Source organism: Achromobacter sp. NCFB-sbj8-Ac1-l (assembly GCF_052695805.1).
Genome location: NZ_CP199812.1, coordinates 6,263,242 through 6,288,786, shown reverse-complemented (window position 1 = coordinate 6,288,786; position 25,545 = coordinate 6,263,242). Strand labels below are relative to the sequence as shown.

At 65.0% G+C, this 25,545-nt stretch carries 22 protein-coding genes; 14 read left to right on the top strand and 8 right to left on the bottom strand.

Going from position 1 to position 25,545, the window contains the following annotated elements; translation table 11 throughout:
• The first annotated feature begins 129 nt into the window (after positions 1–129).
• From ACUDP5_RS28835 to ccsB, 3 genes are all read left to right on the top strand, one after another.
• Entirely contained in the window at positions 130–831 is a 702-nt protein-coding gene (locus ACUDP5_RS28835; RefSeq protein ID WP_263913053.1) for a c-type cytochrome, read from the top strand.
• A 118-nt stretch (positions 832–949) separates the two neighbouring features.
• Complete coding sequence (locus ACUDP5_RS28830) at positions 950–3,028, top strand: cytochrome c biogenesis protein ResB (RefSeq protein ID WP_263913052.1); 2,079 nt, start codon at positions 950–952, stop codon at positions 3,026–3,028.
• A gap of 47 nt (positions 3,029–3,075) precedes the next feature.
• A complete protein-coding gene (ccsB, locus tag ACUDP5_RS28825; RefSeq protein WP_263913088.1) occupies positions 3,076–4,410 on the top strand; it encodes a c-type cytochrome biogenesis protein CcsB in 1,335 nt (444 codons plus the stop codon).
• Positions 4,411–4,476: 66 nt separating this feature from the next.
• Here ccsB and lysA read toward each other — a convergent pair whose 3' ends face one another.
• Both lysA and lptM read right to left on the bottom strand, forming a co-directional pair.
• Positions 4,477–5,769: a diaminopimelate decarboxylase gene (gene lysA, locus ACUDP5_RS28820; protein WP_445657855.1), complete on the bottom strand. Its 1,293-nt coding sequence runs from the start codon at positions 5,767–5,769 to the stop codon at positions 4,477–4,479.
• The gene (lptM, locus tag ACUDP5_RS28815; protein ID WP_445659226.1) at positions 5,766–5,894 is read right to left on the bottom strand and encodes an LPS translocon maturation chaperone LptM; all 129 of its coding nucleotides are present in this window, start codon (positions 5,892–5,894) and stop codon (positions 5,766–5,768) included. Before lptM ends, lysA begins: the two co-directional genes overlap by 4 nt.
• Positions 5,895–5,988: 94 nt before the next feature.
• Here lptM and cyaY point away from each other — a divergent pair, with 94 nt between their 5' ends.
• Positions 5,989–6,318 (top strand): iron donor protein CyaY, encoded by a 330-nt coding sequence (gene cyaY / locus ACUDP5_RS28810; protein WP_025136314.1) that lies wholly within the window; start codon positions 5,989–5,991, stop codon positions 6,316–6,318.
• 49 nt (positions 6,319–6,367) lie between these two features.
• Here the strand turns inward: cyaY and ACUDP5_RS28805 are convergent, their stop codons facing one another.
• Positions 6,368–8,815, bottom strand: coding sequence for a penicillin-binding protein 1A (locus ACUDP5_RS28805; RefSeq protein WP_445657854.1), 2,448 nt, complete (start codon positions 8,813–8,815; stop codon positions 6,368–6,370).
• Between the two features lie 259 nt (positions 8,816–9,074).
• On the opposite strand from ACUDP5_RS28805, the gene ACUDP5_RS28800 reads away from it, so the two are divergent.
• The 3 genes from ACUDP5_RS28800 to ACUDP5_RS28790 are packed head-to-tail and all read left to right on the top strand — an operon-like array spanning position 9,075 to position 11,796.
• Complete coding sequence (locus tag ACUDP5_RS28800; RefSeq protein WP_263913086.1) at positions 9,075–9,572, top strand: shikimate kinase; 498 nt, start codon at positions 9,075–9,077, stop codon at positions 9,570–9,572.
• Positions 9,569–10,645: a 3-dehydroquinate synthase gene (gene aroB, locus ACUDP5_RS28795; RefSeq protein ID WP_263913049.1), complete on the top strand. Its 1,077-nt coding sequence runs from the start codon at positions 9,569–9,571 to the stop codon at positions 10,643–10,645. The genes ACUDP5_RS28800 and aroB overlap by 4 nt, the downstream gene beginning before the upstream one ends.
• A 23-nt stretch (positions 10,646–10,668) precedes the next feature.
• Positions 10,669–11,796, top strand: a complete 1,128-nt coding sequence (locus ACUDP5_RS28790; RefSeq protein ID WP_263913048.1) for a deoxyguanosinetriphosphate triphosphohydrolase — start codon at positions 10,669–10,671, stop codon at positions 11,794–11,796.
• A 51-nt stretch (positions 11,797–11,847) separates the two neighbouring features.
• Here the strand turns inward: ACUDP5_RS28790 and ACUDP5_RS28785 are convergent, their stop codons facing one another.
• Together ACUDP5_RS28785 and uvrA are read right to left on the bottom strand one after the other, a co-directional pair.
• The gene (locus tag ACUDP5_RS28785) at positions 11,848–12,510 is read right to left on the bottom strand and encodes a glutathione S-transferase family protein (protein ID WP_445657853.1); all 663 of its coding nucleotides are present in this window, start codon (positions 12,508–12,510) and stop codon (positions 11,848–11,850) included.
• Positions 12,511–12,539: 29 nt separating this feature from the next.
• On the bottom strand, positions 12,540–15,395 hold the full coding sequence (gene uvrA / locus ACUDP5_RS28780) for an excinuclease ABC subunit UvrA (RefSeq protein WP_445657852.1): 2,856 nt from the start codon (positions 15,393–15,395) through the stop codon (positions 12,540–12,542).
• A 179-nt stretch (positions 15,396–15,574) separates the two neighbouring features.
• On the opposite strand from uvrA, the gene ACUDP5_RS28775 reads away from it, so the two are divergent.
• The 6 genes from ACUDP5_RS28775 to ACUDP5_RS28750 all read left to right on the top strand — a co-directional run bounded on the left by ACUDP5_RS28775 (position 15,575) and on the right by ACUDP5_RS28750 (position 20,380).
• Positions 15,575–16,759, top strand: a complete 1,185-nt coding sequence (locus ACUDP5_RS28775) for an MFS transporter (RefSeq protein WP_263913046.1) — start codon at positions 15,575–15,577, stop codon at positions 16,757–16,759.
• A gap of 289 nt (positions 16,760–17,048) precedes the next feature.
• Positions 17,049–17,570, top strand: coding sequence for a single-stranded DNA-binding protein (ssb, locus tag ACUDP5_RS28770; protein ID WP_263913045.1), 522 nt, complete (start codon positions 17,049–17,051; stop codon positions 17,568–17,570).
• A 432-nt stretch (positions 17,571–18,002) separates the two neighbouring features.
• Positions 18,003–18,731 carry a class I SAM-dependent methyltransferase gene (locus tag ACUDP5_RS28765; RefSeq protein WP_263913044.1) on the top strand — a complete coding sequence of 243 codons (729 nt, stop codon included), beginning with the start codon at positions 18,003–18,005 and terminating at the stop codon, positions 18,729–18,731.
• 201 nt (positions 18,732–18,932) lie between these two features.
• Complete coding sequence (locus ACUDP5_RS28760; RefSeq protein WP_263913043.1) at positions 18,933–19,238, top strand: DUF4148 domain-containing protein; 306 nt, start codon at positions 18,933–18,935, stop codon at positions 19,236–19,238.
• A gap of 119 nt (positions 19,239–19,357) precedes the next feature.
• Complete coding sequence (locus ACUDP5_RS28755) at positions 19,358–19,663, top strand: DUF4148 domain-containing protein (RefSeq protein WP_445657851.1); 306 nt, start codon at positions 19,358–19,360, stop codon at positions 19,661–19,663.
• A 126-nt stretch (positions 19,664–19,789) separates the two neighbouring features.
• Positions 19,790–20,380, top strand: coding sequence for a TetR/AcrR family transcriptional regulator (locus ACUDP5_RS28750; protein WP_263913041.1), 591 nt, complete (start codon positions 19,790–19,792; stop codon positions 20,378–20,380).
• Positions 20,381–20,467: 87 nt separating this feature from the next.
• Here the strand turns inward: ACUDP5_RS28750 and ACUDP5_RS28745 are convergent, their stop codons facing one another.
• The 3 genes from ACUDP5_RS28745 to ACUDP5_RS28735 form a co-directional block, all read right to left on the bottom strand.
• Positions 20,468–21,322: an isochorismatase family protein gene (locus tag ACUDP5_RS28745; RefSeq protein ID WP_263913040.1), complete on the bottom strand. Its 855-nt coding sequence runs from the start codon at positions 21,320–21,322 to the stop codon at positions 20,468–20,470.
• Between the two features lie 309 nt (positions 21,323–21,631).
• Positions 21,632–22,249, bottom strand: a complete 618-nt coding sequence (locus ACUDP5_RS28740; RefSeq protein ID WP_025136300.1) for a TetR/AcrR family transcriptional regulator — start codon at positions 22,247–22,249, stop codon at positions 21,632–21,634.
• Between the two features lie 120 nt (positions 22,250–22,369).
• Entirely contained in the window at positions 22,370–24,544 is a 2,175-nt protein-coding gene (locus tag ACUDP5_RS28735) for a malate synthase G (RefSeq protein ID WP_445657850.1), read from the bottom strand.
• A 235-nt stretch (positions 24,545–24,779) separates the two neighbouring features.
• Between ACUDP5_RS28735 and glcC the strand changes: the two genes are divergently transcribed.
• Positions 24,780–25,541, top strand: coding sequence for a transcriptional regulator GlcC (glcC, locus tag ACUDP5_RS28730; protein WP_263913037.1), 762 nt, complete (start codon positions 24,780–24,782; stop codon positions 25,539–25,541).
• The last annotated feature ends 4 nt before the right edge of the window (positions 25,542–25,545 follow it).

The window sequence follows — 25,545 nt, the reverse complement described above, 5'->3', positions numbered from 1 at the left end:
ATTTCGGTACCTACCGGCATGTTCCAGGCAGGCAAAACGGGCAAATCAGGTTCGATACGGTTTTCCAGATGTGCGGGTAGGCGTGGGCGCCTTTTTGCGCCTTGAGCGATGCGATTCGTCGAGGTCTTCATGAAGCGTGTGCTGTCCCGGATGTTGGTTGCGAGCGGGCTGTTGCTCGGCGCCTCCGCCTTATCTACTACGAGTTTCGCCGCCGACGGTGCTGCGGGCCCGGCCAAGCCAGATGCCGCCAAGGGCGGACAGCTGTTTGACCAGGGTGACGCCTCCCGAGGCATCATCGCCTGTGCCTCCTGTCATGGCGCGGCGGGCAACAGCACCATCCCGGTGAACCCCAACCTGGCCGCGCAACCCCACGAATACCTGGTCAAGCAACTGACCGATTTCCAGGTCAAGGCGGGCGCCAAGCTGCCCGTGCGCAATGGCCCGGGCGGCAATCCCACCCCCATGACCGCCATGGCGCAGAACCTGACGCCGGCCGACATGCAGAACATCGCGCTGTACCTGGCGCAGCAGCCCCTGAAAGAGCCTGCCACGGCCGGCTACGAGAAGCTGGTTGATCTGGGTCAAAAGATCTGGCGCGGCGGCTTGCCCGAACGCAATGTTCCCGCGTGCGCGGCATGCCATTCTGCCAACGGCGCGGGCATTCCGGGCCAATACCCCCGCTTGTCGGGTCAGTTCCCCCTGTATATTGAAGAACAGCTCAAGCTGTTCCGCAGCGGCGATCGCGCCAACGACGTGATGCACGCCGTGGCCGACCGGATGTCGGATGCCGACATCAAGGCCGTGGCGGATTACGCGGCTGGCCTGCGGTAGCCGCTTGCCGGCAACGCGCGCGGCTGGTCCGCGTTCACGCAACCTGAGCGTACGGAACCTGGTTCCGTTACGCGCTGTCTACGAGGGGGGTAGCCGATAGCGCGGCCCCCCTTTTTTCATGAATTCGACTCAGACACACTCTCGTCCTTCCCTGCGCAGCCTGCCCCGCGACCTGTTCGAACTGCTGGGGTCGATGCGTTTTGCCGTCAGCCTGCTGATGTTCATCTGCGTGGCCAGTCTGGTGGGGACGGTACTGCAACAGAACCGGTCGTCCAGCAATTACATCGACCAGTTCGGCCCGTTCTGGTACGAGGTGTTCGACAAGTTCTCCATCTGGCACGTCTACAACAGCTGGTGGTTCCTGTTGATCATGGCATTCCTGGTCGTGTCGACGTCGGTCTGCCTGATCCGCAATGCGCCCAAGATGCTGCGCGAGGCCAGCTCGTTTCGCGAGCACGTGCGTGGCAGCAGCTTGCGGGCGTTTCCGCACCGCGTCGAAACCGAGGTGCCCGGCGATGTGCCTCAAACGGCGGCCGGCCTGACGGCGCTGCTCAAGCGCATGGGCTATGCGGTGCGTGAGCGCCAGGACAATACGGGTGTGCTGCTGGCGGCCAAGAAGGGTAGCGCCAACCGGCTGGGCTATGTGTTCGCGCACGCCGCGATGGTCATCATCTGTATTGGCGGGCTGCTCGACAGCGAGCTGCCCGTGCGGCTGCAGGTCATGTTCGGCGGCAAGAAGCCGATCGTCGAGAACATGCTGATTTCCGAGGTGCCGGAAAGCGGCCGCCTGTCGGTCGACAACCCCAGCTTTCGCGCCAGCGTACTGGTGCCCGAGAACGGCCAAGCCAGCACGGCGGTCGTGATGGTCGGCGACGGCGCGCTGGTGCAGCCGATGCCGTTCACGCTGAAGCTCAAGAAATTCGTCGTCGACTACTACTCGACGGGCATGCCCAGCCGCTTTGCCAGTGAAGTGGAAGTGACGGACCCGGATACCGGCAAGTCGTTCGATTCCACCATCGAAGTGAACGAGCCGCTGCGCTTCAAGGGCATGACGGTGTATCAGTCCAGCTTCGACGATGGCGGCAGCACGGTGGTGCTCAAGGGCTATCCGCTGGTTGGCGCCGACAGCGCCACCTTCAAGGTCGACGGCACGGTGGGCAAGACCGCCGAAGTCAGTGCCAATACGGCAAAGGGCCCGCGCAGCATGGGCGTGGAAATCACGGCGCTGCGCCCGATCAACGTCGAAGACCTGACTCGTGGCGACCCCAAGGGCGCCAACCAGAGTTTTGCCGAGCATGTGGCGTCGGTGTCCGGCAGCGCGGCCGGCAAAAAGAACGAAAACCTGCGCAACGTAGGCCCCAGCGTCGAATACAAGCTGATCGACGACGCGGGCCAGGCGCATGAATTCCAGAACTACATGTTGCCCGTGCAACTGGACGGCGCCAGCGTGTTCCTGGCCGGGGTGCGCAACAATGCGTCCGAGCCCTTCCGCTACCTGCGCATTCCAGCGGACGACGACAGTTCGGTCGCGGAATTCATGCGGCTGCGCGCCACGTTGGCCGATCCGAGCGCACGCCAGGAAGCGGCCCGCCGCTTCGCGGAGCGCAACAGCCCCAGTGGTGCCGACCGCCAGCCTCTGCAGACGGCAGCCGAGCGTGCGCTGGAAACCTACGCCGGGGGCGGCCTGCAGGCCGTGGCCGCGTTCCTGCAGGCCAATACGCCGCCCGCCGACCTGGAGCGCGCGGCTGACGTCGTGATCCGGCTGATCGGCGCCAGCATGAATGAACTGCGGGGCGTAGAACGCGAACGCGCCGGCTTGCCGCCCGTGCCGACCGAGGGCGCCGAAGGCGAGCGCGCCGCGGTGTGGTCGCGCCTGGCGGTGGCGGCCTTGTCCGACCTGACCGTCTACCCGGCTCCGGTGTTCTTCTCATTGGCCGATTTCAACCACATCCAGGCCAGCGTGTTCCAGGTCAGCCGCACCCCGGGCAAGAACACGGTCTACCTGGGCAGCCTGCTGCTGGTGCTGGGGGTGTTTTCGATGTTCTATATTCGAGATCGCCGCGTCTGGATCTGGGTCCGGCCGCAAGACGGCGGCAGCGGCATCCTGGCGGCGATGACTTCGCAGAAGCGTACACTCGACTTCAACCACGAGTTTGATCGCTTCAAGCAGGCGCTGCTGCGCCAGAAAGGGTCTTAAGGTTTCTTATGTCCACGACGACCACCACGCACTCCCCTACGCCCGACATGCCCGTGCATGCGGCTTCGCCAGGCAGCTCCTGGGACGAAAGCCTGTCCGAAACCGGTGACAACCGCGCACAACGCGGCAAACCCGACTGGACCGACGTCGTCTTCTTCCTGTTGCTGGCGGTGGGGGCGGGCTTTGCGCTGACCCGCTACGCCGGCGCCATGGACTACTACGAGAAGATCATCCTGTGCGGTACGGTGCCCGCGCTGGCCTGGCTGGGCTGGCTGTGGCGCCCCTTGCGCCGCCTGATGGTGGCCTGTGCCATCGCGGCCGGCCTGGCGCTGATGCTCTACGGCAACGACCTGGCACGGGCCGAGCAGGTGTTCTTCCTGAAGTACCTGTTCTCGTCGCAGTCGGCCATTCTCTGGATGAGCGCGCTGTTCGCGCTGGCCATGGTCTGCTACTGGATCGGCGTATTCAGCCCGACGGCCGCGTGGCTGGGCACCGCCCTGACCTGGGGGGCGGTGTTCGCGGGTGTGACGGGCTTGCTCGTGCGTTGGCGTGAAGGCCACTTGATGGGCCCGGACCTGGGTCACATCCCGGTCAGCAACCTGTATGAAGTGTTTGTCCTGTTCTCGCTGATCACGGCGCTGTTCTACCTGTACTACGAACGCAAATACAAGACCCGTGCGCTGGGCGGCTTCGTGCTGCTGGTGGTGACCTCGGCCGTGGTGTTCCTGCTCTGGTATTCGTTCACGCGCGATGCCGGGCAGATCCAGCCGCTGGTGCCGGCGCTCAAGAGCTGGTGGATGAAGCTGCACGTGCCGGCCAATTTCATCGGCTACGGCACGTTCTCGCTGGCGGCCATGGTCGGCTTTGCCTACCTGGTCAAGCAGCATGGGCAGACCACGTCCTGGTTGAAACTGGCGCCGCTGTTCGTGCTGGGCGTGCTGCTGTGCGCCGAACCGATGGTGTTCCGCACCGATGGGCTGTCGGCCACCTGGATGCTGTATTTCGGTATCGGCGCCGTGATCGTGGGCGCGATCCTGCTGGGCCGGCGTCATATTGCCGCCGCGCTGCCGCCTTTGGAGGTGCTGGACGACATCATGTATCGCGCCATCGCCATCGGTTTCGCCTTCTTCACCGTAGCCACCATCCTGGGCGCGCTGTGGGCAGCCGATGCCTGGGGCGCGTACTGGCAATGGGACCCCAAGGAAACCTGGGCGCTGATCGTCTGGCTGAACTACGCGGCCTGGCTGCACATGCGCCTGATCAAGGGCCTGCGCGGCACCATGGCGGCCTACTGGGCGCTGACGGGCCTGTTGATCACGGGCTTCGCCTTCCTGGGCGTGAACATGTTCCTGTCGGGCCTGCATTCCTACGGTCAGCTCTGACGTCGTCACTCCCAACGAAAAAGGCCCCGACAACGGGGCCTTTTTCATATGCGGATGGCGCGCAGCTCAGGGCAGCGTCGACTCTGCGCGCAGCAGGTCGTCCAGCGTCTCGCGTTGACGTACGACGTGATATTGGTTGCCGTCGACCATGACTTCGGCCGCGCGGGGGCGCGTGTTGTAGTTGCCGGCCATGGTCATGCCGTAGGCGCCGGCCGATTCCAGCGCCAGCACATCGCCCTGTTCGAGGGCCAGCACGCGCTGTCTGGCCAGCCAGTCGGCGCTTTCGCAGACCGGGCCGACGATGTCGTATTCGGTGGCATCGCCGCCGCGCGGCCGCAGGGGGCGCACTCCGTGCCAGGCCTCGTACAGCGCCGGCCGCAGCAGGTCGTTCATGCCGGCATCGACGATGGCGAAATTGCGTGCTTCGTTGTGCTTGAGGTACTGCACGGTGGTCAACAGCACGCCGGCATTGCCGATCAGCGACCGACCGGGTTCCAGCACCACGTGCAGGTGACCTTGGCCGCGGGCCTGCAGGCGCTGGAATACCTGGTCCAGCAGCGCCTTGGGCGAGGGTGGGGTCTCGTCGGTGTAGCGGATGCCCAGGCCGCCGCCCAGGTCCAGGTGCGACAACCGGATGCCGATACCGTCCAGCTGTTCGACCAGATCGAGCAGCTTTTCCAGGGCATCTAAATAGGGACTGATGTCGGTCAGCTGTGACCCGATGTGGCAATCCAGGCCGGTGATGTCCAGCCCCGGCAGCAGACGGGCGCTGCGGTAAGCGTCCAGCGCGGCGTCGATGGCGATGCCGAATTTGTTTTCTTTCAGGCCCGTGGAAATATAGGGATGGGTCTGCGCGTCGACGTCCGGGTTGACGCGCAGCGACACCCGGGCGCGCTGGCCCATTTCTTCGGCCACGTCGGACAGACGCTGCAGTTCGGCCTCGGATTCGACGTTGAAGCAGAACACGCCGGCCGCCAGCGCCGCCCGCATTTCCCAGGCTTGCTTGCCCACGCCTGAGAACACGATCTTGGCCGGGTCGGCCCCCACGGCCAGGGCGCGCTTGAGTTCGCCGCCCGAGACGATGTCGAAGCCGGCACCCAGGCGGACGAATTCCTTCAAAACGGCCAGGTTGGAATTGGCCTTCATGCCGTAGCAGACCAGCACGGGCCGCTGGCCGACGGCGCTGCGATAGATGTCCCAGGCGCCCTTGAGCGCGGCGCGGGAGTAGACGTAGAGCGGCGTTCCCAGCTTTGCGGCCAGATGGTCCAGTGGCACGTCTTCGGCGTACAGCACGTTGTTGCGGTACTGGAAGTAGGGGTGCCCGGCCAGCTCGGGCGGAACTGGGAACTCGGCGTTCATGGCAGCGAGGGCGCTGCCGGAATCTGCGGCACTTGGGGCGCAGACTGGGATTGGGTGCGCGGTGGCGGCTTGCCGTCAGGCGTCGGCATGTACAAAGGACCCTTGTACCCGCAGGCCGCAACCATGCCGGTCGCCACAAGCGTGGCTACAATGCGAAGAGACATGCGGCTGAATGCCAATTGGAACACTGGGAACTCCGTAATTCTTGCAGGCTCGATTATGACCGAAACCGAATTTCTTGCGTTGATCGACCAGGTGCTGGAAAGCATCGAAAGCCAGGCCGATGACTGGGCGGCTTCGCTCGACGTCGACGTCGAAACCAGCCGCAGCGGCAATGTGCTGACCATGGTGTTCGAAGACAATACCCACGTGGTGGTGAACAGCCAGGCCGCCATGCAGGAACTGTGGGTGGCCGCGCGCAGTGGCGGCTTCCATTACCGCTACGACGGCCAGAACTGGAACGATACCCGAGGCGGTCCGAAATTGCCGGACGCGCTGTCCCAGATCTGTTCCGCGGCGGCGGGCGTGCCCGTCACGATCCGCCTGTAGCGCTCAATGAAAAAGGCCGGTTCTCAGGAACCGGCCTTTTTTTTCCCCGTCAGAACGGAATTTTCTGCGACCAGGGCTGGGCATTCTGCGTACCCACGCCCGGCCCGACCTTGATGCGGTTGTCGGCGCCGCTGTCGTTGTTCAGGCCGTTCAGGAATTCGCCCAGCGTATCGGCTTGTGGCAGGCCCAGGCGTGCAACGGCTTGTCCGGGCGGGAATTCCGAGAAATAGTATTCGCCGTTCTCGACGATGATGCCATCCGGACGGGGACGCGGCTTTTCTTCCGGCACGCCCTTGAGCACGTCCTGCATGTAGTCGACCCAGATCGGCATGGCAACACCGCCGCCGGTTTCGCGCGAGCCCAGCGACTTGGGCTGGTCAAAGCCCAGCCAGGCGGTGGCCACCAGGGACGGGGTGTAGCCCGAGAACCAGGCGTCCACGGATTCGTTGGTGGTGCCGGTCTTGCCGGCGATGTCGTTGCGCTTGAGCAGCGCCCGGGCGCGGGCGGCGGTGCCGAAGGTGGCCACGCCACGCAGCACGTCGTCCATGATCCAGGCGGTGCGCGGGTCGATGGCGCGAGCGGCGGCGTCGCCGGCCACGACCGGCTTGGACTGCATCACGATCTTGCCGTTGCTGTCGGTGACGCGGTCGATCAGGTAGGGCGTGATGCGATAGCCGCCGTTGGCGAACACGGAGAACGCGCCGGCCAGCTGCAACGGGGTCACGGAGCCCGCGCCCAGCGCCAGCGGCAGCACGGCCGGCTGACGGGCCTTGTCGAAGCCGAAGCGGGTCAGGTAGTCCTGTGCGTACTGCGGGCCGATCGCCTGCAGGATGCGGATCGAGACCATGTTCTTGGACTTGTACAGGCCCTGGCGCAGCGTCAGCATGGGTTCGTACTGGTTGCCGTAGTTCTTCGGGTTCCAGGCCTTGGAGCCCGTTTGCGCGGCGGTCAGTTCGAACGGCTGGTCGGAAATCTGCGTGGCCGGCGTCAGGCCGCGTTCGAGCGAGGCGGCGTAGATGAACGGCTTGATGTTCGAACCCGGCTGGCGCCAGGCTTGCGTCACGCGGTTGAAGTTGCCGCGGTAGAAGTCGAAGCCGCCGACCATGGCGCGGATGGCGCCGTCTTGCGGCGACAGGGCCACGAACGCGGCCTGCACGGACGGCAGGTTGATGATTTCCCAGTTGTCGCCGAGCTTGCGGATATAGACCACGGAACCACGCTTGATGCGTTGTTCGGGCTTGGCTTTGTCGTTGAGCGCACGCGCCACGACGCCCAGCACCTTCTTGTCGGTGACGGTGATGACTTCGCGCGAGCTGCGGGCCAGCTTGACCTCGGTGGGGCTGGCCGACAGCACCAGCGCGGTCAGCAGGTCGCCGCTGTCGCTGAACTTGTCGAACACGCCGTCCAGGAATTCGTCCAGGGCTTGAGGGTTGTTTTCGGTGCCGGGGGGCAGATCGAGCTGCTCTTCGGGGCCGGGGTAGGGCGCGCGGCGGGTGTACTCCAGCACGCCTTCGCGTACGGCGCGGTAGGCGGCTTCCTGGTCCTTGGATTGGACCGTGGTGTAGATATTGATGCCGCGCGAGTAGACGTTGTCCTGGTAGACATTGAACAGCAGCTGGCGGGCCAGTTCGGCCACGTACTCGCCGTGGATGGCGTAGCCGCCAGCCGGCGTGCCTTCCGCGGACTTCATGACGATCTGCTGCGCCATCGCCTGCTTGTATTCAGGTTCGGTCAGGTAGCCCAGCGACTGCATGCGGCCCAGCACGTAGCGCTGGCGCAGTTCGGCGCGGGGGCGGTTGGAAATCGGGTTGAAGCGCGAAGGGGCCTTGGGGATGCCGGCCAGCATCGCGGCTTCGGCCGGCGTGACTTCCGACAGGGGCTTGCCGAAATACGTGCGCGACGCGGCGGCGAAGCCGTAGGCGCGGTGCCCCAGGTAGATCTGGTTCATGTAGAGCTCGAGGATCTGGTCCTTGGTGAGCTCGGATTCGATCTTGAACGTCAGCAGCAGTTCATAGAACTTGCGCGAGTAGGTCTTTTCGGACGACAGGTAGAAGTTGCGCGCCACCTGCATGGTGATCGTGCTGGCGCCCTGCGTCTTGGACATGTTGATCAGGTTGGTCAGGCCTGCCCGCACCACGCCCGTCCAGTCGATGCCCCCGTGCTGGTAGAAGCGGTCGTCTTCGGCGGCCAGCACCGCGGATTTCATGACGTCCGGGATTTCGTTGAAGCGCAGCACGTTGCGGCGTTCTTCGCCGAATTCACCGATGAGCACCTTGTCGGCGGTATAGACGCGCAGCGGCACCCGCGGGCGGTAATCCGTCATGGCGTTCAGGTCGGGCAGGTTGGGCCACGCCAGCGCCAGGGCCATCCCTGCCAGCAGCACGCCGCACAGGAACAGGCCGACACAGAAGATGCCGGTCTTGACGAAAAATCGCAATATCGGGGAACCGCTCTTGGCGGGCTTGTCTTTTTTGGAGGAATTCTGGGGCTTGCTCATCGCGGCGATTTTACGGGTATCTCCGGTCCCGCCTCAGCGTGGCGGATCGGTTTCTGTAACAAGATAGTTCAGTGTGGTGCGCGGGCAACTTGGCGGCAGATGTGATAATGCCGTCATGAACTTTTCCGCTCACTCATGTCCGGAGGCTGACCCGGACCTGGCGCCCTCCGGCGAGGCGCCCGAAAACTTGCCTTGCGCCTCGGAATGCGCAGGCAAGACCGTGTCGTTGCCGCATGACCTGCCCGTCTTCCTGGTAGGGATGATGGGGGCGGGCAAAACGACCATCGGCCGTGGCCTGGCGCGTGCCCTGGGGCGCGAGTTTATCGATCTGGATCATGAGCTCGAGGCGCGTTGCGGCGTACGGGTGCCGGTAATCTTCGAAATCGAGGGCGAGGCCGGTTTCCGTCGCCGGGAGTCCGCCGCTTTGGAAGAGTGTACCCAACGGCGCAACATTATTCTTGCCACGGGCGGTGGCGCCATCCTGGCCACCGAAAACCGCCTGCGCTTGCGCCAACGGGGCATCGTGGTCTATTTGAGGGCCAGCGTGGACGAATTGTTCCGCCGTACTTGCCGCGACCGCAACCGTCCCCTGCTGGCGACCGCCGATCCCCGCGGCACGCTGCGCGACCTGATGACCCTGCGCGAACCCCTCTATAAAGAAGTGGCCGACCTGGTGGTGGAAACGGGCTCGATGCCCGTCCATACGCTGGTCAAGGCCCTGCTGCCGCAATTACAAGCCTTCGAGAAGCAGATATGAACGTTGTTGAGGTCGACACCCCGGGCGGCCAGTACCCGATCCGCATCGCGCCGGGCCGCCTGGACGCCCTGGACCAGAGCATTCCCGCCGACGCCACCGCCATCGCCGTGGTCACCAACCCCACCGTGGCCGCGCTGTACGGCGAACGCGCCGAGGCCGCGCTGGCACGCACCGGCAAGCGGGTGTTGCGCATCGAACTGCCCGACGGCGAGTCCTATAAAGACTGGCAGTCGCTGAACCTGATCTTCGACGCCCTGCTGACGCATCGTCTGGACCGGCGCTGCGTGCTGGTGGCGCTGGGGGGCGGCGTGATCGGCGACATGACCGGTTTTGCCGCCGCGGTGTACATGCGCGGCGTGCGTTTCGTGCAGGTGCCCACGACGCTGCTGGCGCAGGTCGATTCGTCGGTGGGCGGCAAGACGGCGGTGAACCATCCGCTGGGCAAGAACATGATCGGGGCTTTCTACCAGCCGCTGGCAGTGGAAATCGATACCGACGTGCTCAACACGCTGCCGGCGCGCGAAATCTCGGCGGGCCTGGCCGAAGTCATCAAGTACGGCCTGATCCTGGACCCGGCGTTCTGGACCTGGTGCGAGGAAAACGCGCCCAAGCTGCGCAGCCTGGATCCCCAAGCCGTCGCCTACGCCATCCGGCGCTCGTGCGAACTGAAGGCGCAGGTGGTGGGCAAGGACGAACGCGAATCCGGCCTGCGCGCGATCCTGAACCTGGGTCATACCTTCGGCCACGCCATCGAGGCCGGCCTGGGCTATGGCGCCTGGCTGCACGGCGAGGCCGTGGGCTGTGGCATGGTGCAGGCCGCCGAGCTGTCCGCTGACGTGGCAGGGTTTCCGCGCGCCGATGTGGCGCGCGTTCGCGATCTGGTTGCGGCCATCGGTTGCCCCGTGGTGGCGCCCGACCTGGGCGCCGACCGTTGGCTGGACCTGATGCAGGTCGACAAAAAGACCGAAGGCGGCGAAATCCGCTATGTGCTCATGACCCGCATCGGCGAAGCGATGATGCGGGCGGCGCCGGCAGACGCCGTGCGCGCCGTGCTGGCCCGAACCACCGAGTAACGACAGGAGTGACGGTGTCGCAGATGAAAGAACTGGCTTCCTATGCATCCGACCCGTCCCGATCGCGCGGCCGGACCTACGCCGAGCCGCCGCCGGAAAACCGCAGCGAGTTCCAGCGCGATCGCGACCGCATCGTGCATTCAAGCGCCTTTCGGCGGCTGGAATACAAGACCCAGGTCTTCGTGAACCACGAAGGCGACCTGTTTCGCACCCGGCTGACGCACAGCCTGGAAGTGGCGCAGATCGCGCGCACGCTTGCCCGCAGCCTGGGGCTGTCCGAAGACCTGACCGAAGCCATTTCGCTGGCGCACGACCTGGGCCACACGCCCTTTGGCCATGCGGGCCAGGACGAGCTCAATGCCTGCATGCGCGAGCTGGCGCCCGAGGCCGGCGGTTTCGAGCACAACCTGCAGAGCTTGCGGGTGGTGGACGAGCTTGAAGAGCGCTACGCCGACTTCAATGGCCTGAACCTGTGTTTTGAAACGCGCGAGGGCATCCTCAAACATTGCTCGGCGGCGCATGCGCGGCAGTTGGGCGCCGTGGGTGAACGCTTCCTGTCGCGTACCCAGCCGTCGCTCGAGGCGCAGTTGGCCAACCTGGCCGATGAAGTGGCCTACAACAATCACGATATCGACGACGGCCTGCGCTCGGGCCTGATCACGCTCGAACAATTGCAGGACGTCTCGATTTTCCAGCGGCATCATGCCCAGGTGCTGGACCGTTATCCTGGCCTGGCTTCGCGCCGGGCCGTGGCCGAGACCATCCGCCGCATGATCAACACGTTGATCACGGACCTGACGCAGACCTCGCTTGCGCGTATTCGCGATGTGGCGCCGGCCAGCGCGGACGACGTGCGCCGCTCGCCGCCGCTGGCGGGTTTTTCAGGCGAGATTCGCCGCGAAGCCGACGAACTGAAGAAATTCCTGTTCGACAACCTGTACCGGCACTATCGGGTGCTGCGCATGACCACCAAGGCGCGGCGCATCGTGCGCGAACTGTTCGCGGCCTTCCTGGATGACCCGCGCCTGTTGCCGCCGGACTATCGTCGTGCCGCCTTCAACGAGCAGGCCCGTGCCATTGCGGACTACATCGCCGGCATGACCGACCGCTACGCCATTCGCGAGCACAAGCGCCTGTTCGACATGGCGTAGTCCAGACCGCTGACGGTTTGCCGCAAGGGCAAGCCGTCCGGCCCCCCCGTTTCAGCGATGCTTGCGGTAAGGTTCGTCGGCTTCGACGAAGGTGGCCTCGGCGCGCGCATCGCGCATCCATTCCTGCATCGCTGGCAGCGCCAGCACGGCATCCATGTAGTCGCGCACCGGGCCGGCCGCAGTGATGCCATAGGTGGTGAAGCGGGACACGACCGGCGCGAAGAACGCGTCGGCGATCGAGAACGCACCGAACAGGAACGGCCCACCCTGGCCGAATTCGGCACGCGTGTCTTGCCAGATGGCATGCATGCGCGAGATGTCCTGGCGCGCGGCTTGCGGAATGTCGATGCCGGGCAGATGGGCTTCGATGTTCATGGGCAGGGCCTGGCGCAGGGCGCCAAAGCCGCTGTGCATCTGGGCGGACAGCGAGCGCGCTCGAGCGCGGGCGTAGGCATCCTGCGGCCACAGGCGGGCCTTGGGGTGTTGCTCGGCGACGTATTCGCAGATGGCCAGCGAATCCCACACGGCGAATTCGCCGTCCAGCAGCACCGGCACCAGGCCGGCTGGGGTCAGCGGGCTTAGGCTGCGGGCGAAGTCCTCAGTGAACAAGCCCAGCTTTTGCTCGGTGAAAGCGACACCGGTGGCGCGCAGGGCGAGCCAGGGGCGCAAGGACCACGACGAATAGTTCTTGTTGCCGATGATCAAGGTGTACATGCCGTTTCCCCTTTGTGGCGCCGCGCCCGTCAAGCGCCAGGCGTGCGGCGCAGCAGTTTGCCCAGATAGTGTCCCGTATGGCTGCCCGGGGCGTCGGCGACGTCTTCGGGGGTGCCTTGTGCCACCACGCGGCCGCCGCCGTCGCCCCCCTCGGGGCCCATGTCGACCAGCCAGTCCGCCGTCTTGATGACGTCCAGGTTGTGTTCGATGATGAGCACCGTATTGCCGCTGTCCACCAGCTGGTTCAACACTTGCAGCAGCAGTTCGATGTCGCGGAAATGCAGGCCGGTGGTGGGTTCGTCCAGGATGTACAGCGTGCGGCCGGTGCTGCGCCGCGATAGTTCCTGAGACAGCTTGACGCGCTGGGCTTCACCGCCGGACAGCGTGGTGGCGCTTTGGCCCAGCCGGATATACGACAGACCCACGTCGATCAGCGTATGCAGCTTGCGCGCAATGGCCGGCACAGATTCGAAGTACTCCAGCGCCTGCTCGACGGTCAGGTCCAGCACCTCGCTGATGTTGCGGCCGCGGTAGCGGATTTCGAGCGTTTCGCGGTTGTAGCGCTTGCCGTGGCAGACGTCGCAGGGCACGTACATGTCGGGCAGGAAGTGCATTTCCACCTTGACCACGCCGTCGCCCTGGCAGGCTTCGCAGCGTCCGCCCTTGACGTTGAAGCTGAAGCGGCCGGGATCGTAGCCGCGCGTGCGCGCTTCGGGCACGCCCGCGAACAGTTCGCGGATCGGCGTGAACAGGCCGGTGTAGGTGGCCGGGTTGCTGCGGGGCGTGCGGCCAATGGGGCTTTGGTCGACGCTGATGATCTTGTCGAAGTTCTCCAGCCCCTGCATTGCCACGTACGGAGCGGGTTCGCTTTGCGCGTGATGCAGCGCCCGCGACACCGCCACGGCCAGCGTATCGTTGACCAGGGTCGACTTGCCCGAGCCCGACACGCCGGTCACGCAGATCAGCCTGCCCGCGGGCAGGCGCAGATCCACGGTCTTCAGGTTGTTGCCGCTGGCGCCGGTAAGCGTCAGCCAGGGCAGGTCGTCGGTGACTGGACGGCGCTGCGGAATGGCGATGGCGCGCTTGCCGCTCAGGTACTGGCCCGTGAGCGAATTGGGGTCGCGCTGCACGGTGTCGGGATCGCCTTGCGCCACGACTTCACCGCCATGTTCGCCCGCGCCCGGCCCCATGTCCACGACCCAATCGGCCATGCGGATCATGTCTTCGTCATGTTCGACCACGATGACGCTGTTGCCCAGGTCGCGCAGGTGCTGCAGGGTGCCGATGAGGCGGTCGTTGTCGCGCTGGTGCAGGCCGATGGACGGTTCGTCCAGCACGTACATGACGCCGGTCAGGCCTGAGCCGATCTGGCTGGCCAGGCGGATGCGCTGCGCCTCTCCTCCGGAAATGGTGTCGGCGCTGCGGTCCAGCGACAGGTAGTTCAGGCCGACGTTGTTCAGGAAGCTCAGGCGCGCCTCGATCTCGCGCACGATGCGTTGGGCGATCTCCTGTTTGGCGCCGGTCAGCGTCAGGTCACGGAACCACGTCAGGCAGGTCGACAGCGGCATGGCTTCGACCTCGTATATGGCCTGGCCGTGGCGTTCGCCGCCGCGCGGATCGTGGCCGATCAGCACGTTGCGGGCCTCGGGCCGCAGGCGCGAGCCGCCGCAATCGGGGCAGGTCTTGATGTTGCGGTACTTGCCTAGCTCTTCGCGCACGGTGGCCGAATCGGTTTCGCGCCAGCGGCGTTCCAGGTTCGGGATCACGCCTTCGAAGGTGTGGCGCTTGACGGTGCTGCGGCCTTTTTCGTTCAGGTAGAGGAACGAGATTTCTTCTTCGCCCGAGCCGTACAGCACCTTGTCGCGCAGCGCTTCGGGCAGGTCTTCGAAGGGCGCATCGATATCGAATTCGTAGTGCGCGGCCAGGCTGGTCAGAAGCGAATGGGTAAAGGCGTTGCGGCGGTCCCAGCCGCGGATGGCGCCGGCCGCCAGGCTGAGTTCGGGAAAGGCGACCACGCGCTTGGGGTCGAAGAATCCGACCTGGCCGATGCCGTCACAGCTGGGGCAGGCGCCCATCGGATTGTTGAAACTGAACAGGCGCGGTTCCAGTTCCGGCAGGCTGTGGCTGCAGACGGGGCAGGCGTAGCGGCTGGAGAAGACCTGTTCGCGGGTGCTGTCCATGTCCAGCGCCAACGCGCGGCCATCGGCCAGCTGCAGCGCGGTTTCGAAGCTTTCGGCCAGGCGCTGCTTGCTTTCGGGCTTGATGCGCAGGCGGTCGATCACCACGTCGATGTCGTGCTTCTCGGTTTTCTTGAGCGGCGCCATGCCGTCGATCTCGACCATCTGGCCGTCCACGCGCAGGCGCACATAGCCTTGCGCCTGCAGGCTGGCGCATTCGTCTTCGAAGCTGCCTTTCTTGCCCCGCGCGATGGGGGCCAGCACCGCCAGCCGGGTCTCTGCCGGCCAGGACAGCACCGCGTCCACCATCTGGCTGACGCTTTGGGCTTGCAACGGCAGGCCGTGGTCCGGGCAGTAGGGCGTACCCACCCGCGCATACAGCAGGCGCAGGTAGTCGTGGATCTCGGTGATGGTGCCGACCGTGGAGCGCGGATTGTGCCCCGCGGCCTTCTGCTCGATGGAGATTGCGGGCGACAGGCCTTCGATCAGGTCCACGTCGGGCTTGTCCATCAGTTGCAGGAACTGGCGCGCATAAGCGGAAAGGCTTTCGACGTAGCGCCGCTGCCCTTCCGCGTAGAGCGTATCGAACGCCAGCGAGGACTTGCCCGAGCCGGACAGGCCCGTCACCACCACCAGCTTGTGGCGCGGCAGGTCCAGCGAGACGTTCTTGAGATTGTGGGTGCGAGCACCCCGAATGCGTATGGTCACGTCTATCGGGCTCTTTTAAGCGGTTGCAAAGGCCAACTTGGTACTATAGCGCGCCGAGTCCTCCCCCGTACGGGGGCGTTCGCCAAGATGGCTTGATGCGGACCCGGCGCCCAGGATCAGACCGCAAGCGCATGACATCCGTCAGCGCGGGCGGCCCTCGTCATCGTTTAGATTTCCGCATGCCGGCAGATACCAAACTGAAATTGACCCCTTCCGAGCGCCGCGCCAGCGTGGCGCTGGCCGGCCTGTTCGCCGCACGGATGCTGGGGTTGTTCCTGTTGTTGCCCGTTTTCGCTGTCGCCGCCCGTGGCTTGCCCGGGGGCGACGATCCCGCGCGCGTGGGCCTGGCCCTGGGCATGTATGGCCTGACCCAGGCTTTCATGCAGATTCCGTTCGGCCTGGCGTCAGACCGCTGGGGCCGCCGGCCCGTGGTGATCTTCGGCCTGCTGCTGTTCGTGGCGGGCAGCATCGTCTGTGCCCAGGCGACCGACGTGTTCTGGATCACCATCGGCCGAGCGATCCAGGGCGCTGGCGCCATTTCGGCCGCGGTGACGGCCTGGCTGGCCGATGCCACTCGCGACGAGGTCCGTACGCGGGCCATGGCGATGGTTGGTGGATCGATCGGCCTGTCGTTTGCGGTGTCGCTCGTGCTTTCACCCGTCCTGGTCGGCTGGTGGGGGCTGTCGGGCCTGTTCTGGACCATCGCCTGTCTGGGCGTGATCTGCCTGGGCGTGGCGCGCTGGGTCGTGCCGGTAGTGCCGCGCACGCAGGCCCGCAGCATGCAGGCGGCCAGTCCGCGCCAGGTGCTGACGCATCGCGACCTGCTGCGGCTCAATTTCGGGGTATTCGTGCTGCACCTGATCCAGGTGTCGCTGTTCGTGGTGGTGCCTGCGCTGCTGGCCAAGGTGGGCGGGCTGGACGCTCGCGAATTGTGGAAGGTCTATCTGCCGGTCATCCTGGTCTCGTTCGTGTTGATGGTGCCGGTGGTGTTCGTGGCCGAAAAGCGCCGCGCGCACCGTGGCGCCTTGCGTGCGGCGGTGGCCGGCCTGGTGCTGGTGTGCGCATTGCTGCCGGCGGCCAGCCACGGTTTTTACACCCTGGCAGTGGCGTTGACCGGCTTTTTCGTAGCGTTCAATGTGCTCGAAGCCTTGCAGCCGTCGCTGGTGTCGCGGGTGGCGCCGCCGGCCTACAAGGGACTGGCCCTGGGGTTCTACAACACGGCCCAGGCCGCTGGCCTGTTCACGGGCGGCGCGCTGGGCGGCTGGGTGGCCTCGCATTCGGGCGCGGGAGCGGTGTTTGTGGGCGCTGCGGTGCTGGCGGCCTTGTGGCTGGCCGTGACCTGGGCGCTGAAGCCGCTGGCGTAGCCGAGGAGCCTTGCCGCGGGCGGAAAGTCGCGGATCGCGCCGCCAACGGTGTCCAACCGCGCTGAAATCGATTCCCGAGCAGGACAGCTTTGTCACGATTCCGGTTTGGCGTGGCAGGCGCTTTTCGTCGATAATACAAGCCAAATTAGGGCTTCACCGGCATCGCCGGTCATCGCTATGATGACCGGCGAGTTTCATGAAGCCGGTCTTCAACATTGCTATTTATGTTGTTGCCGGCGTATCCGCGGTAACGCGTGGCGCAGGCTGTCAACAACAGAGGGACAACGGCATGGCATCGGTTAACAAAGTCATTCTCGTGGGCAACCTGGGTCGCGACCCGGAAGTCCGCTACAGCCCCGACGGGGCCGCAATCTGCAACATGTCCATCGCCACCACCTCGTCCTGGAAGGACAAGGCCAGCGGCGAGAAGCGCGAAGAAACCGAATGGCACCGTGTCGTCATGTATAACCGCCTGGCCGAAATCGCCGGCGAATACCTGAAAAAGGGCCGTTCGGTGTACATCGAAGGCCGCCTGAAGACCCGCAAATGGCAAGACAAGGACACCGGCGCCGACCGCTACAGCACCGAAATCGTCGCTGACCAGATGCAGATGCTGGGTGGCCGCGAAGACGGCGGCGGCGGTGGCGGCAACTACGGCGGCGGCGGTGGCTACGACGATGCGCCCGCGCGCCAGCCGCAGCAACGCGCCCCGGCCCAACGCCCGGCGCCGCAGCAGCGTCCGGCTCCCCAATCGGCCCCGGCCGGTGGCGGCGCCAACCTGGCCGACATGGACGACGATATTCCGTTCTGATCGCGCCATCACGATGGTGCGCCGACCGCGCGTCATCAACCACAGCCCGGCAAGCCTTGCGGCCGCCGGGCTTTTTTGTGCCTGTTGCTTGACCGTACCCGCGCCTGTCCACAGGCTACGCACAGCCTGTCCACAGCTTGCCCACCGATTTTCGGGGCTTGTCCACCGGTTATGCACAAGGGGGCGGGCGGGCAATGGGTGGGCGGGAATCCGTTCACGCAGGCAAACTACCTGCCCGGATTCCGGCTTTTCAACTAGCCTGGCCTGGATCGCCGCAGCCCATCTGGGTTTGCCGGCCATGCATCGATGCGCTGTCCACAGGCTGCGCACAGCATTTCCACAGTTTGCCCACCGATAATCAGGGCTTTTCCACAGCTTGTTAACAGGGGTAGGCTGGAAGGCCCGCCCCTTCAAGCCCGCCAGAGAACAGCAATGACCCAGAACATCTACGACACGCCGGAGTTCTTTGAAGGCTATAGCCAGATGGCCCGCTCGGTGCATGGCCTGGATGGCGCGCCCGAATGGCCTGCGCTACGGGCGCTGGTGCCGGATGTCAAAGGCCGTGCCGTGGTTGACCTGGGCTGCGGTTTCGGCTGGTTCTGCCGCTGGGCTCAAGAGCAGGGCGCCGCTGAGGTGTTGGGGTTGGACGTATCCGAGAACATGCTGGCGCGGGCGCGAGACACCACCCGCAGCGCTACGATCCGGTACCAGCGGGCGGATCTGGACCAGTTGCAGCTACCGCCCCAAAGCGTCGACCTGGCCTACAGTTCGTTGACGCTGCATTACCTGGAATGCTTGCCCGCGCTGTTTGCCACGGTGCATCAGGCGCTCAAACCGGGTGGGCGCTTCGTGTTTTCGGCCGAGCATCCGATCTACACGGCGCCGGCACGGCCTGGTTTCGTTCAGGACGAGTCGGGGCGGCGCATCTGGCCGTTGAATCAATACGCGTTGCGGGGTCCGCGCACTACGGATTGGCTGGCCAAGGGTGTGATCAAACAGCATCGCACCGTGGGAGACTACGTGAACCTGTTGATCAAGGCGGGCTTCACCCTGGCGCATCTGGACGAATGGGCGCCTACTGCCGCCCAGCTTGCCGCGCAGCCGGCGCTGGCCGAAGAGCAGGACCGGCCCATGATGCTGCTGGTGGCCGCGCAACGCTGAAATATCTGGTTTCACAATAACCGCTTGCGTTGTCTATCTAGTAGTAGGTAAGATTCATCCATCGACGCAGCAAACTCAGCAACACCGCAGCGTCGCCCCAACCAGAAATACAGTAGTCGCCTTTTTTATTTACCTTGTTATCTACCTATAAGTAGATAGTTTAACTGAAACAACCTAGCCATCGTTATCTGGAGATCCACCATGAAGACCCTCGTATCCGCCCTCATCCTGTCCGCCTCGTTCATCGGCGCCGCCCAAGCTGGCGAACTGGATTACCCGCCCGCCGCCAATACCCAAAGCACGGTGACCCGCGCGCAAGTGCAGCAAGAGCTGGCCGCCGCCCGCGCCAACGGTGAATTGGCCTCCGGCGAAGAAGGCTACGCAGCGACCGCGTTCGCCAGCGCCAGTGACAAGAGCCGCGCCCAGGTGAAGCAGGAACTGGCTGCTGCCCGCGCCCAAGGCCTGACCGAAAGCGGTGAACTGGACTACCCGCCCGTCCAAGGCTGAGTTTTTTATCGACTGCGAGTCTATCTATAGATAGATAGCTTCTTGATTCACGTAGCAAGCGCAAGCAGTCACCCAAACAGCAAGCCAAGCATTACCCCTATCCCTACTGGAGATCCACCATGAAGACCCTCGTATCCGCCCTGATCCTGTCCGCTTCGTTCATCGGTGCCGCCCAAGCCGGCGAACTGGACTACCCGCCTGCCGCCAACACCCAAAGCACGGTGACCCGCGCCCAAGTGCAGCAAGAACTGGCCGCCGCCCGGGCCAACGGTGAACTGGCCACCAACGAAGAAGGCGCCGTCGCCACGACGTTCGCCAGCGCTGGCGACAAGAGCCGCGCCCAAGTGAAGCAGGAACTGGCTGCTGCCCGCGCCCAGGGCCTGACCGAAAGCGGTGAACTGGACTACCCGCCCGTTCAAGGCTGAGCCTGATGCCGAGCGATGCGGACTCCGGGGGGCGGGATATTTCCCGGCCGGAGTCCGCACGGTTGTTCCGGACCGGGGGCAAACCCGCCGATGACGAACCGATCTATTAGTAGGTAATATTCAGCCATGGACACTCCCACTCCCAATACCACCCGCGACCAGCTGCTGGCTCACGCCGAGAAGCTGATCCGCACCCGCGGTTGCAATGGCTTCAGCTATCGCGACCTGGCTGAGCACGTGGGCGTGAAGACGTCCAGCATTCACTATTACTTTCCGGGCAAGGACGATCTGCTCTACGAGGCTGTCGAAGCCTATAGCGCCCGTGCCCTGGCCTCGGTGCGCAGCATCGATACCACCCAGCCGGCCCACGCCCAGCTTGAAGCCTATCTGTCGATGATGGAATCGAAGGCGTGCGGCAGCGGCGAGTTGTGCCTGGGCGGCATGTTGGCGGCCGAAATGATGAGCTTGCCCGATCGCGTGCGAGGTGCATTGCAGGGATTTTTCCGGGCGCACGAAGTGTGGCTGACCCGGGTGCTGGCGCAAGGCGCCGAAGAAGGCACGCTGAAATTCTCAGGTAGCGCCGAAGCGGCCGGCCGGGCGGTGTTCGCCACGGTGCAGGGCTGCATGCTGGTATCACGGCTGTTCCAGGCACCGCCGGCCCTGTGCGAGGCGATCAGCGCCTTGTACGTCGAGTGCCAGGATAAGCCGGCCGCCTGATCTGCCCGCCTGGTTATTTGCACGGCCGCAATGCGCAAGCTTGCGGCCGTTGTCTTTGAGGCACCGTTGGTGTGGCGGAGCAGGGCGTCAGGCCAGGGCCCGGGCCATGTCCACGCTGCTGCGCCCCTGCATGCCGAGATCGCGCATGCGTTGCAGGAAGCTGGTTTGGGCGTCATCAAAGCCGGTCACCGGGCTGATGCAGTCGGTGAGCAACACCACGCGAGAGAAGTTACCGCCTGGCAGGTACTCGCCCAGGTGCTCGACGGTGGCCTTGACGCAGTGGCTGCCCGCCACGCCCGCGACGACGATCAGATCGGCGCGGCCCAGCGAGTCGAGCAAATTGCGGTTGAGCTGGCTGCGGGGGTCGTCAGCGTCGGGCACCTCGGCCATCAGCGCGCTGTAGTGCTCCGTCCAGGGATTGGTGCCCTTGGGCACCTTGCGCACGATGAATTGGCCCTCGTCTTCCCAGCGGCTGTAGGCGGCGCGCACGTCCGCGTGGACATTATGGCCCCACGTGCCGATCTCGCAATGCACGGGCCACACCATCAGCGTGTAGCGGCCGCGCGCCTCCAGTTCGTCCAGGTAGGACAGTGTGCGCGGCAGGTCGTCTACGTGACGAGGCTGGAAGGCGCCCGAGCGCACCTGGCCGGCGGTGATGGGCGTGAAGGGGGCGACCGGGCGACCGTCACCCGTGCGCCAGAACGTGGGGTGCGCGATGTCCAGTCGGTGATGAGAATCCAGCGTAACGGTAATGGCGGACAACGCCGGCGCGGTCGCGTCGATGAACCGTGCCAACCGTTGCATATCGGCATGCGCGCCAGGTACCGGCAGCGCGGGCGCAATGGCCTGGCCGGTCAGCGGATCGGCGGGCAAGTAGCCCTTCGGCAGATCGCAGAAATCGTTCTGCGGATCGATGATCAGTAGATGAACAGAGCGCGACATGGGGGCAGGGGCGGGGGGTGAATAAGGAATATAGACCGGGATACCCGCGCCGGGCGAGTTCATTGCGCCCGCGCGTCCAGGAGCGGCCGTCCTGCGAAGAAGGGCTGGCTAGAACAGCACCAGGTGGCGGGCGCAGTCGGGCAATTGCCGCAACAGGGCTCGCCACAGCAGCCAGATGCGTACCAGCGCCACCACTCCGACTGCCGCTGCGATGTAGAAAATCATGACCCGCTCCGTTCTTCAATAAATTCGCACGACCGTGCGAAATTGGCCGCAAGAAATGCCGGCTTGCGCCGGCGCCTGGGTGCACTACTCGATGTACTTGAAACTGCGATACGTGGAAATCAGGCGCTCATAGGCGGCGCGTACTCGCTCATGAGCCTTGGGGTCCCGCAGGAAACGGGCGTCGTGCATCAGCCCGATCATCAGACTGTAGACCTCGAACACCAACTGCTCGGGATCCGTGTCCGGACGCAGGTGACCGGCTTCCAGCGCCTGCTGCACCGTGCGGACCATCGCGGCGCGCCAGCCCCGCAGATGTTCTTCCACCACCGAGCGCAATGGCGTGTCGACGTCGTCGTATTCAAAGGCGCCGGCAACATAGATGCAGCCAGTCAGCAGTTCGACATTGCAGGCGCGTTCGATCCAGTGAGCCACCAGCGCATTCAGACGCGGCAGCCCGCGGGGTTGCGCCATGGCGGGGGTGAACACGGCGGCGACGAAGCGGCGGTCGTATTCGTCCAGCACGGCTTGCTGCAGCGCTTCGCGTGACCCGACCCGGGAGAACACGCCGCTCTTGCTGATGCCCAGCCGTTTGGCGACCTGGCCGAGCGACAGGCTCTCCAGCCCCTGGGCGGCGGCCATGTCCAAGGCCGCGTCCACAATGGCCGCGAAGGTCAGTTCGCTCTTTTCAGTCAAGGCAGTCATGCACGAAATTTAGCACGATCGTGCGAAATTGGGGGTTTTTATCTTATCGCTGTCGGCGGCTGAAAAAAAGCCGGACAGCTTGCGCTGCCCGGCTGGATCATGCAGGTTCTGGCGGAATGATCAGGCTTGGGCCGCCTTGAATTCCAGGCGGAACTTGTGCAACAGCGGCTCGGTGTAGCCGTTGGGCTGGGTCAAGCCTTCGAACACCAGCGCGCAAGCGGCCTTGAACGCCAGCGAGCCGTCGAAGTTGCCCGCCATGGGCAGGTAGTGGGGGTCGCCCGCGTTCTGGCCATCAACCACCTTGGCCATGCGCTTGAAGGTTTCCATGACCTGGTCGCGGTTCGTGACGCCGTGGCGCAGCCAATTGGCGATGTGCTGGCTGGAGATGCGCAGCGTGGCGCGGTCTTCCATGAGGCCGACGTTATGGATGTCGGGCACCTTGGAGCAGCCGACGCCCTGGTCGATCCAGCGCACCACGTAACCCAGGATGCCCTGGACGTTGTTGTCGAGTTCCTGCTGGATGTCGGCGGCGGACCATTTCGAGCGGTCGCCCACGGGTACCGTCAACAGGCCGGCCAGCAGATCGTCGCGCACGCTGTCGAGCTTGGTGCGTTCGAGTTCCTGTTGCACGGCCTGCACATCCACCTGGTGGTAGTGCAACGCGTGCAGGGTGGCGGCGGTGGGCGACGGCACCCAGGCGGTGTTGGCGCCGGCCTTGGGGTGGGCGATCTTTTGTTCGAGCATGGCGGCCATCAGGTCGGGCATGGCCCACATGCCCTTGCCGATCTGGGCGCGGCCGCGCAGGCCGGCGTCCAGGCCGACCAGCACGTTGTTGCGCTCGTAGGCGGTGATCCAGGCGGTGGACTTCATGTCGCCCTTGCGCAGCATGGGGCCGGCTTCCATGCTGGAATGCATTTCGTCGCCGGTGCGGTCCAGGAAGCCGGTGTTGATGAACGCCACCCGCGCAGCTGCGGCCTGGATGCAGGCCTTCAGGTTGATGCTGGTGCGGCGCTCTTCGTCCATGATGCCCATTTTCAGGGTGTTGCGTGGCACACCGAGCAGGTCTTCGACGCGGTCGAACAGTTCGCTGGCGAAGGCGGCTTCGGCCGGGCCGTGCATCTTGGGTTTGACGATATAGACCGAGCCGGTGCGCGAATTGAGCTTGCGTTCGCGGTCGTGCAGGGCGGCCAGGCTGGTGACCACGGCGTCCAGGATGCCTTCGGGGATTTCCTGCCCATCGCGGTCGAGCACCGCCGGGTTGGTCATGAGGTGGCCGACGTTTCGCACGAACATCAGCGAGCGGCCGTGCAGGCTCAGCGGGGCGCCGTTGGCGCCGGTGTATTGGCGGTCGGCATTGAGCTTGCGGGTGAAGGTCTTGCCGGCCTTGGTGACGGCTTCGGTCAGGTCGCCCTTCATCAGGCCGAGCCAGTTGCGGTAGATGTGGACCTTGTCGTCGGCGTCGACGGCCGCGACCGAGTCTTCGCAATCCATGATGGTGGTCAGCGCGGCTTCGACCAGGACGTCCTTGACGCCGGCAGCATCGGTGGCGCCGATGGCGTGGCTGCGGTCGACCTGGATTTCGAAGTGCAGGCCGTTGTTCTTGAGCAGCACGGCCGTGGGCGCGTCGGCATTGCCTTGGTAGCCCACGAACTGCGCCGGCGTCTTGAGCGTGGTGGCGCTGTTGGAGAGTGCGATGCTGAGCTGGCCGTTCTTGACGGCGTAGCCGCGGGCATCGGCATGCGAGCCCTGGGCCAACGGGGCGGCGGTATCCAGGAAGCTGCGGGCGCGGGCGATGACGGCGGCGCCGCGTTCGGGGTTGTACCCCTTGCCCGTGTCGCCAGGCGTGGCCGGGATGGCGTCGGTGCCGTAGAGCGCGTCGTACAGGCTGCCCCAGCGGGCGTTGGCGGCGTTCAGGGCGTAGCGCGAGTTCGACACCGGCACCACCAGTTGCGGGCCGGCTTGCTGGGAGATTTCGGTATCGACATGGTCGGTCGTGGCGCGCACGCTGGCCGGCTGCGGCAGCAGGTAGCCGATGCCTTCCAGGAACTTGCGATAGGCGGCCGGGTCGGCGATGGGGCCGGGGTGGGCGCGGTGCCAGGCGTCGAGTTCAGCCTGCAGGCGGTCGCGTTCGGCCAGCAGGGCGCGGTTCTTGGGGGCCAGGTCATGCACCAGGGCCGAGAACCCCTTCCAGAAGGCGTCGGCATCCAGGCCCGAGCCGGGCAACGCTTCCTTTTCGATGAACTGGCTGAGATTGGCCGCCACTTGCAGGCCGTGGTGCTGGGTGCGTTGAGTCATGCGAGTCTCTGGTAAGGAGGTCTGGGCGGCGCGCGCGCCGGGCGAATCTGTCGTGACATCATCGTTCGCGGCTGCGCCAAAGTCCATATCAAAACCCGCTGGTCATACCAGTTTATTCACGCCCCACCCGGCAAACATTGTTTTTTTATGGTTTTATATCAGCCACTTACAGTTGGCGTGAAAAGCGTGCTCGTCTAGGACGAAAGCTTGGTCATACCACTGGTACGGAGAACGCATGCACGCCGAAATCGAAACTAAACCCCGCCAGGTGGCGGACGAGGTGGCCGAGCGCATCGAGCGCCTGATCCTGGACGGCGTCCTGAAGGCCGGCCAGGCGCTGCCGTCCGAGCGGCGCCTGACGGAAAAGCTGGGCGTGTCGCGTACGGCGCTGCGCGAGGGGCTCAAGCTTTTGCGCGCGCGCGAGATCATCCACACGTCGCAGGGCAAGGGTTCGTTCGTGGCGCGCATTTCCAAGGTGGATGCGGGCCCGTTGATGCACCTGTTCAACTCGCAGCCGCGCACGCTGTACGACCTGCTCGAGGTCCGTTCGCTGTTGGAAGCCGATTCGGCCCGGTTGGCGGCGCTACGCGGCACCGAGGCCGATTTCATCATGATCCGGCGTCGCTACGAAGAGATGGTGCATGCCCAGGCGGATGCCGATACGGCCACGCACGCGCACTTGGATCATGCGTTTCATCTGGCTATCTGCGAGGCTTCGCACAACCCGGTGCTGGTGCATACGCTGCAATCATTGAACGACCTGATGCTGGGATCGGTGTTCGCCTGCGTCAATAACCTGTACCACCGCGAGCCCGAAAAGCGGCAGATCGACAAGCAGCACGCCAAGCTGTTCAACGCGGTGATCGGGCGCCAACCCGAGCAGGCGCGCCGCGCCGCCGCCGACCATGTCGACAGCGTGCGGCAGAACCTCGCTGAAATCGAGCAGGAAGAACAGCGCCTGGTGCGCGCCACGTTGCGCCTGGAAGGCTGGACGTAGCGCG

Excerpts from the sequence above, each read along its gene's own strand:
- ACUDP5_RS28835 (WP_263913053.1), top strand. The coding sequence starts at position 130 with ATGAAGCGTGTGCTGTCCCGGATGTTGGTTGCGAGCGGGCTGTTGCTC.
- ACUDP5_RS28830 (WP_263913052.1), top strand. The coding sequence starts at position 950 with ATGAATTCGACTCAGACACACTCTCGTCCTTCCCTGCGCAGCCTGCCC.
- ccsB (WP_263913088.1), top strand. The coding sequence starts at position 3,076 with ATGCCCGTGCATGCGGCTTCGCCAGGCAGCTCCTGGGACGAAAGCCTG.
- lysA (WP_445657855.1), bottom strand. The coding sequence starts at position 5,769 with ATGAACGCCGAGTTCCCAGTTCCGCCCGAGCTGGCCGGGCACCCCTAC.
- lptM (WP_445659226.1), bottom strand. The coding sequence starts at position 5,894 with ATGGTTGCGGCCTGCGGGTACAAGGGTCCTTTGTACATGCCGACGCCT.
- cyaY (WP_025136314.1), top strand. The coding sequence starts at position 5,989 with ATGACCGAAACCGAATTTCTTGCGTTGATCGACCAGGTGCTGGAAAGC.
- ACUDP5_RS28805 (WP_445657854.1), bottom strand. The coding sequence starts at position 8,815 with ATGAGCAAGCCCCAGAATTCCTCCAAAAAAGACAAGCCCGCCAAGAGC.
- ACUDP5_RS28800 (WP_263913086.1), top strand. The coding sequence starts at position 9,075 with ATGATGGGGGCGGGCAAAACGACCATCGGCCGTGGCCTGGCGCGTGCC.
- aroB (WP_263913049.1), top strand. The coding sequence starts at position 9,569 with ATGAACGTTGTTGAGGTCGACACCCCGGGCGGCCAGTACCCGATCCGC.
- ACUDP5_RS28790 (WP_263913048.1), top strand. The coding sequence starts at position 10,669 with ATGAAAGAACTGGCTTCCTATGCATCCGACCCGTCCCGATCGCGCGGC.
- ACUDP5_RS28785 (WP_445657853.1), bottom strand. The coding sequence starts at position 12,510 with ATGTACACCTTGATCATCGGCAACAAGAACTATTCGTCGTGGTCCTTG.
- ACUDP5_RS28775 (WP_263913046.1), top strand. The coding sequence starts at position 15,575 with ATGCCGGCAGATACCAAACTGAAATTGACCCCTTCCGAGCGCCGCGCC.
- ssb (WP_263913045.1), top strand. The coding sequence starts at position 17,049 with ATGGCATCGGTTAACAAAGTCATTCTCGTGGGCAACCTGGGTCGCGAC.
- ACUDP5_RS28765 (WP_263913044.1), top strand. The coding sequence starts at position 18,003 with ATGACCCAGAACATCTACGACACGCCGGAGTTCTTTGAAGGCTATAGC.
- ACUDP5_RS28760 (WP_263913043.1), top strand. The coding sequence starts at position 18,933 with ATGAAGACCCTCGTATCCGCCCTCATCCTGTCCGCCTCGTTCATCGGC.
- ACUDP5_RS28755 (WP_445657851.1), top strand. The coding sequence starts at position 19,358 with ATGAAGACCCTCGTATCCGCCCTGATCCTGTCCGCTTCGTTCATCGGT.
- ACUDP5_RS28750 (WP_263913041.1), top strand. The coding sequence starts at position 19,790 with ATGGACACTCCCACTCCCAATACCACCCGCGACCAGCTGCTGGCTCAC.
- ACUDP5_RS28745 (WP_263913040.1), bottom strand. The coding sequence starts at position 21,322 with ATGTCGCGCTCTGTTCATCTACTGATCATCGATCCGCAGAACGATTTC.
- ACUDP5_RS28740 (WP_025136300.1), bottom strand. The coding sequence starts at position 22,249 with ATGACTGCCTTGACTGAAAAGAGCGAACTGACCTTCGCGGCCATTGTG.
- ACUDP5_RS28735 (WP_445657850.1), bottom strand. The coding sequence starts at position 24,544 with ATGACTCAACGCACCCAGCACCACGGCCTGCAAGTGGCGGCCAATCTC.
- glcC (WP_263913037.1), top strand. The coding sequence starts at position 24,780 with ATGCACGCCGAAATCGAAACTAAACCCCGCCAGGTGGCGGACGAGGTG.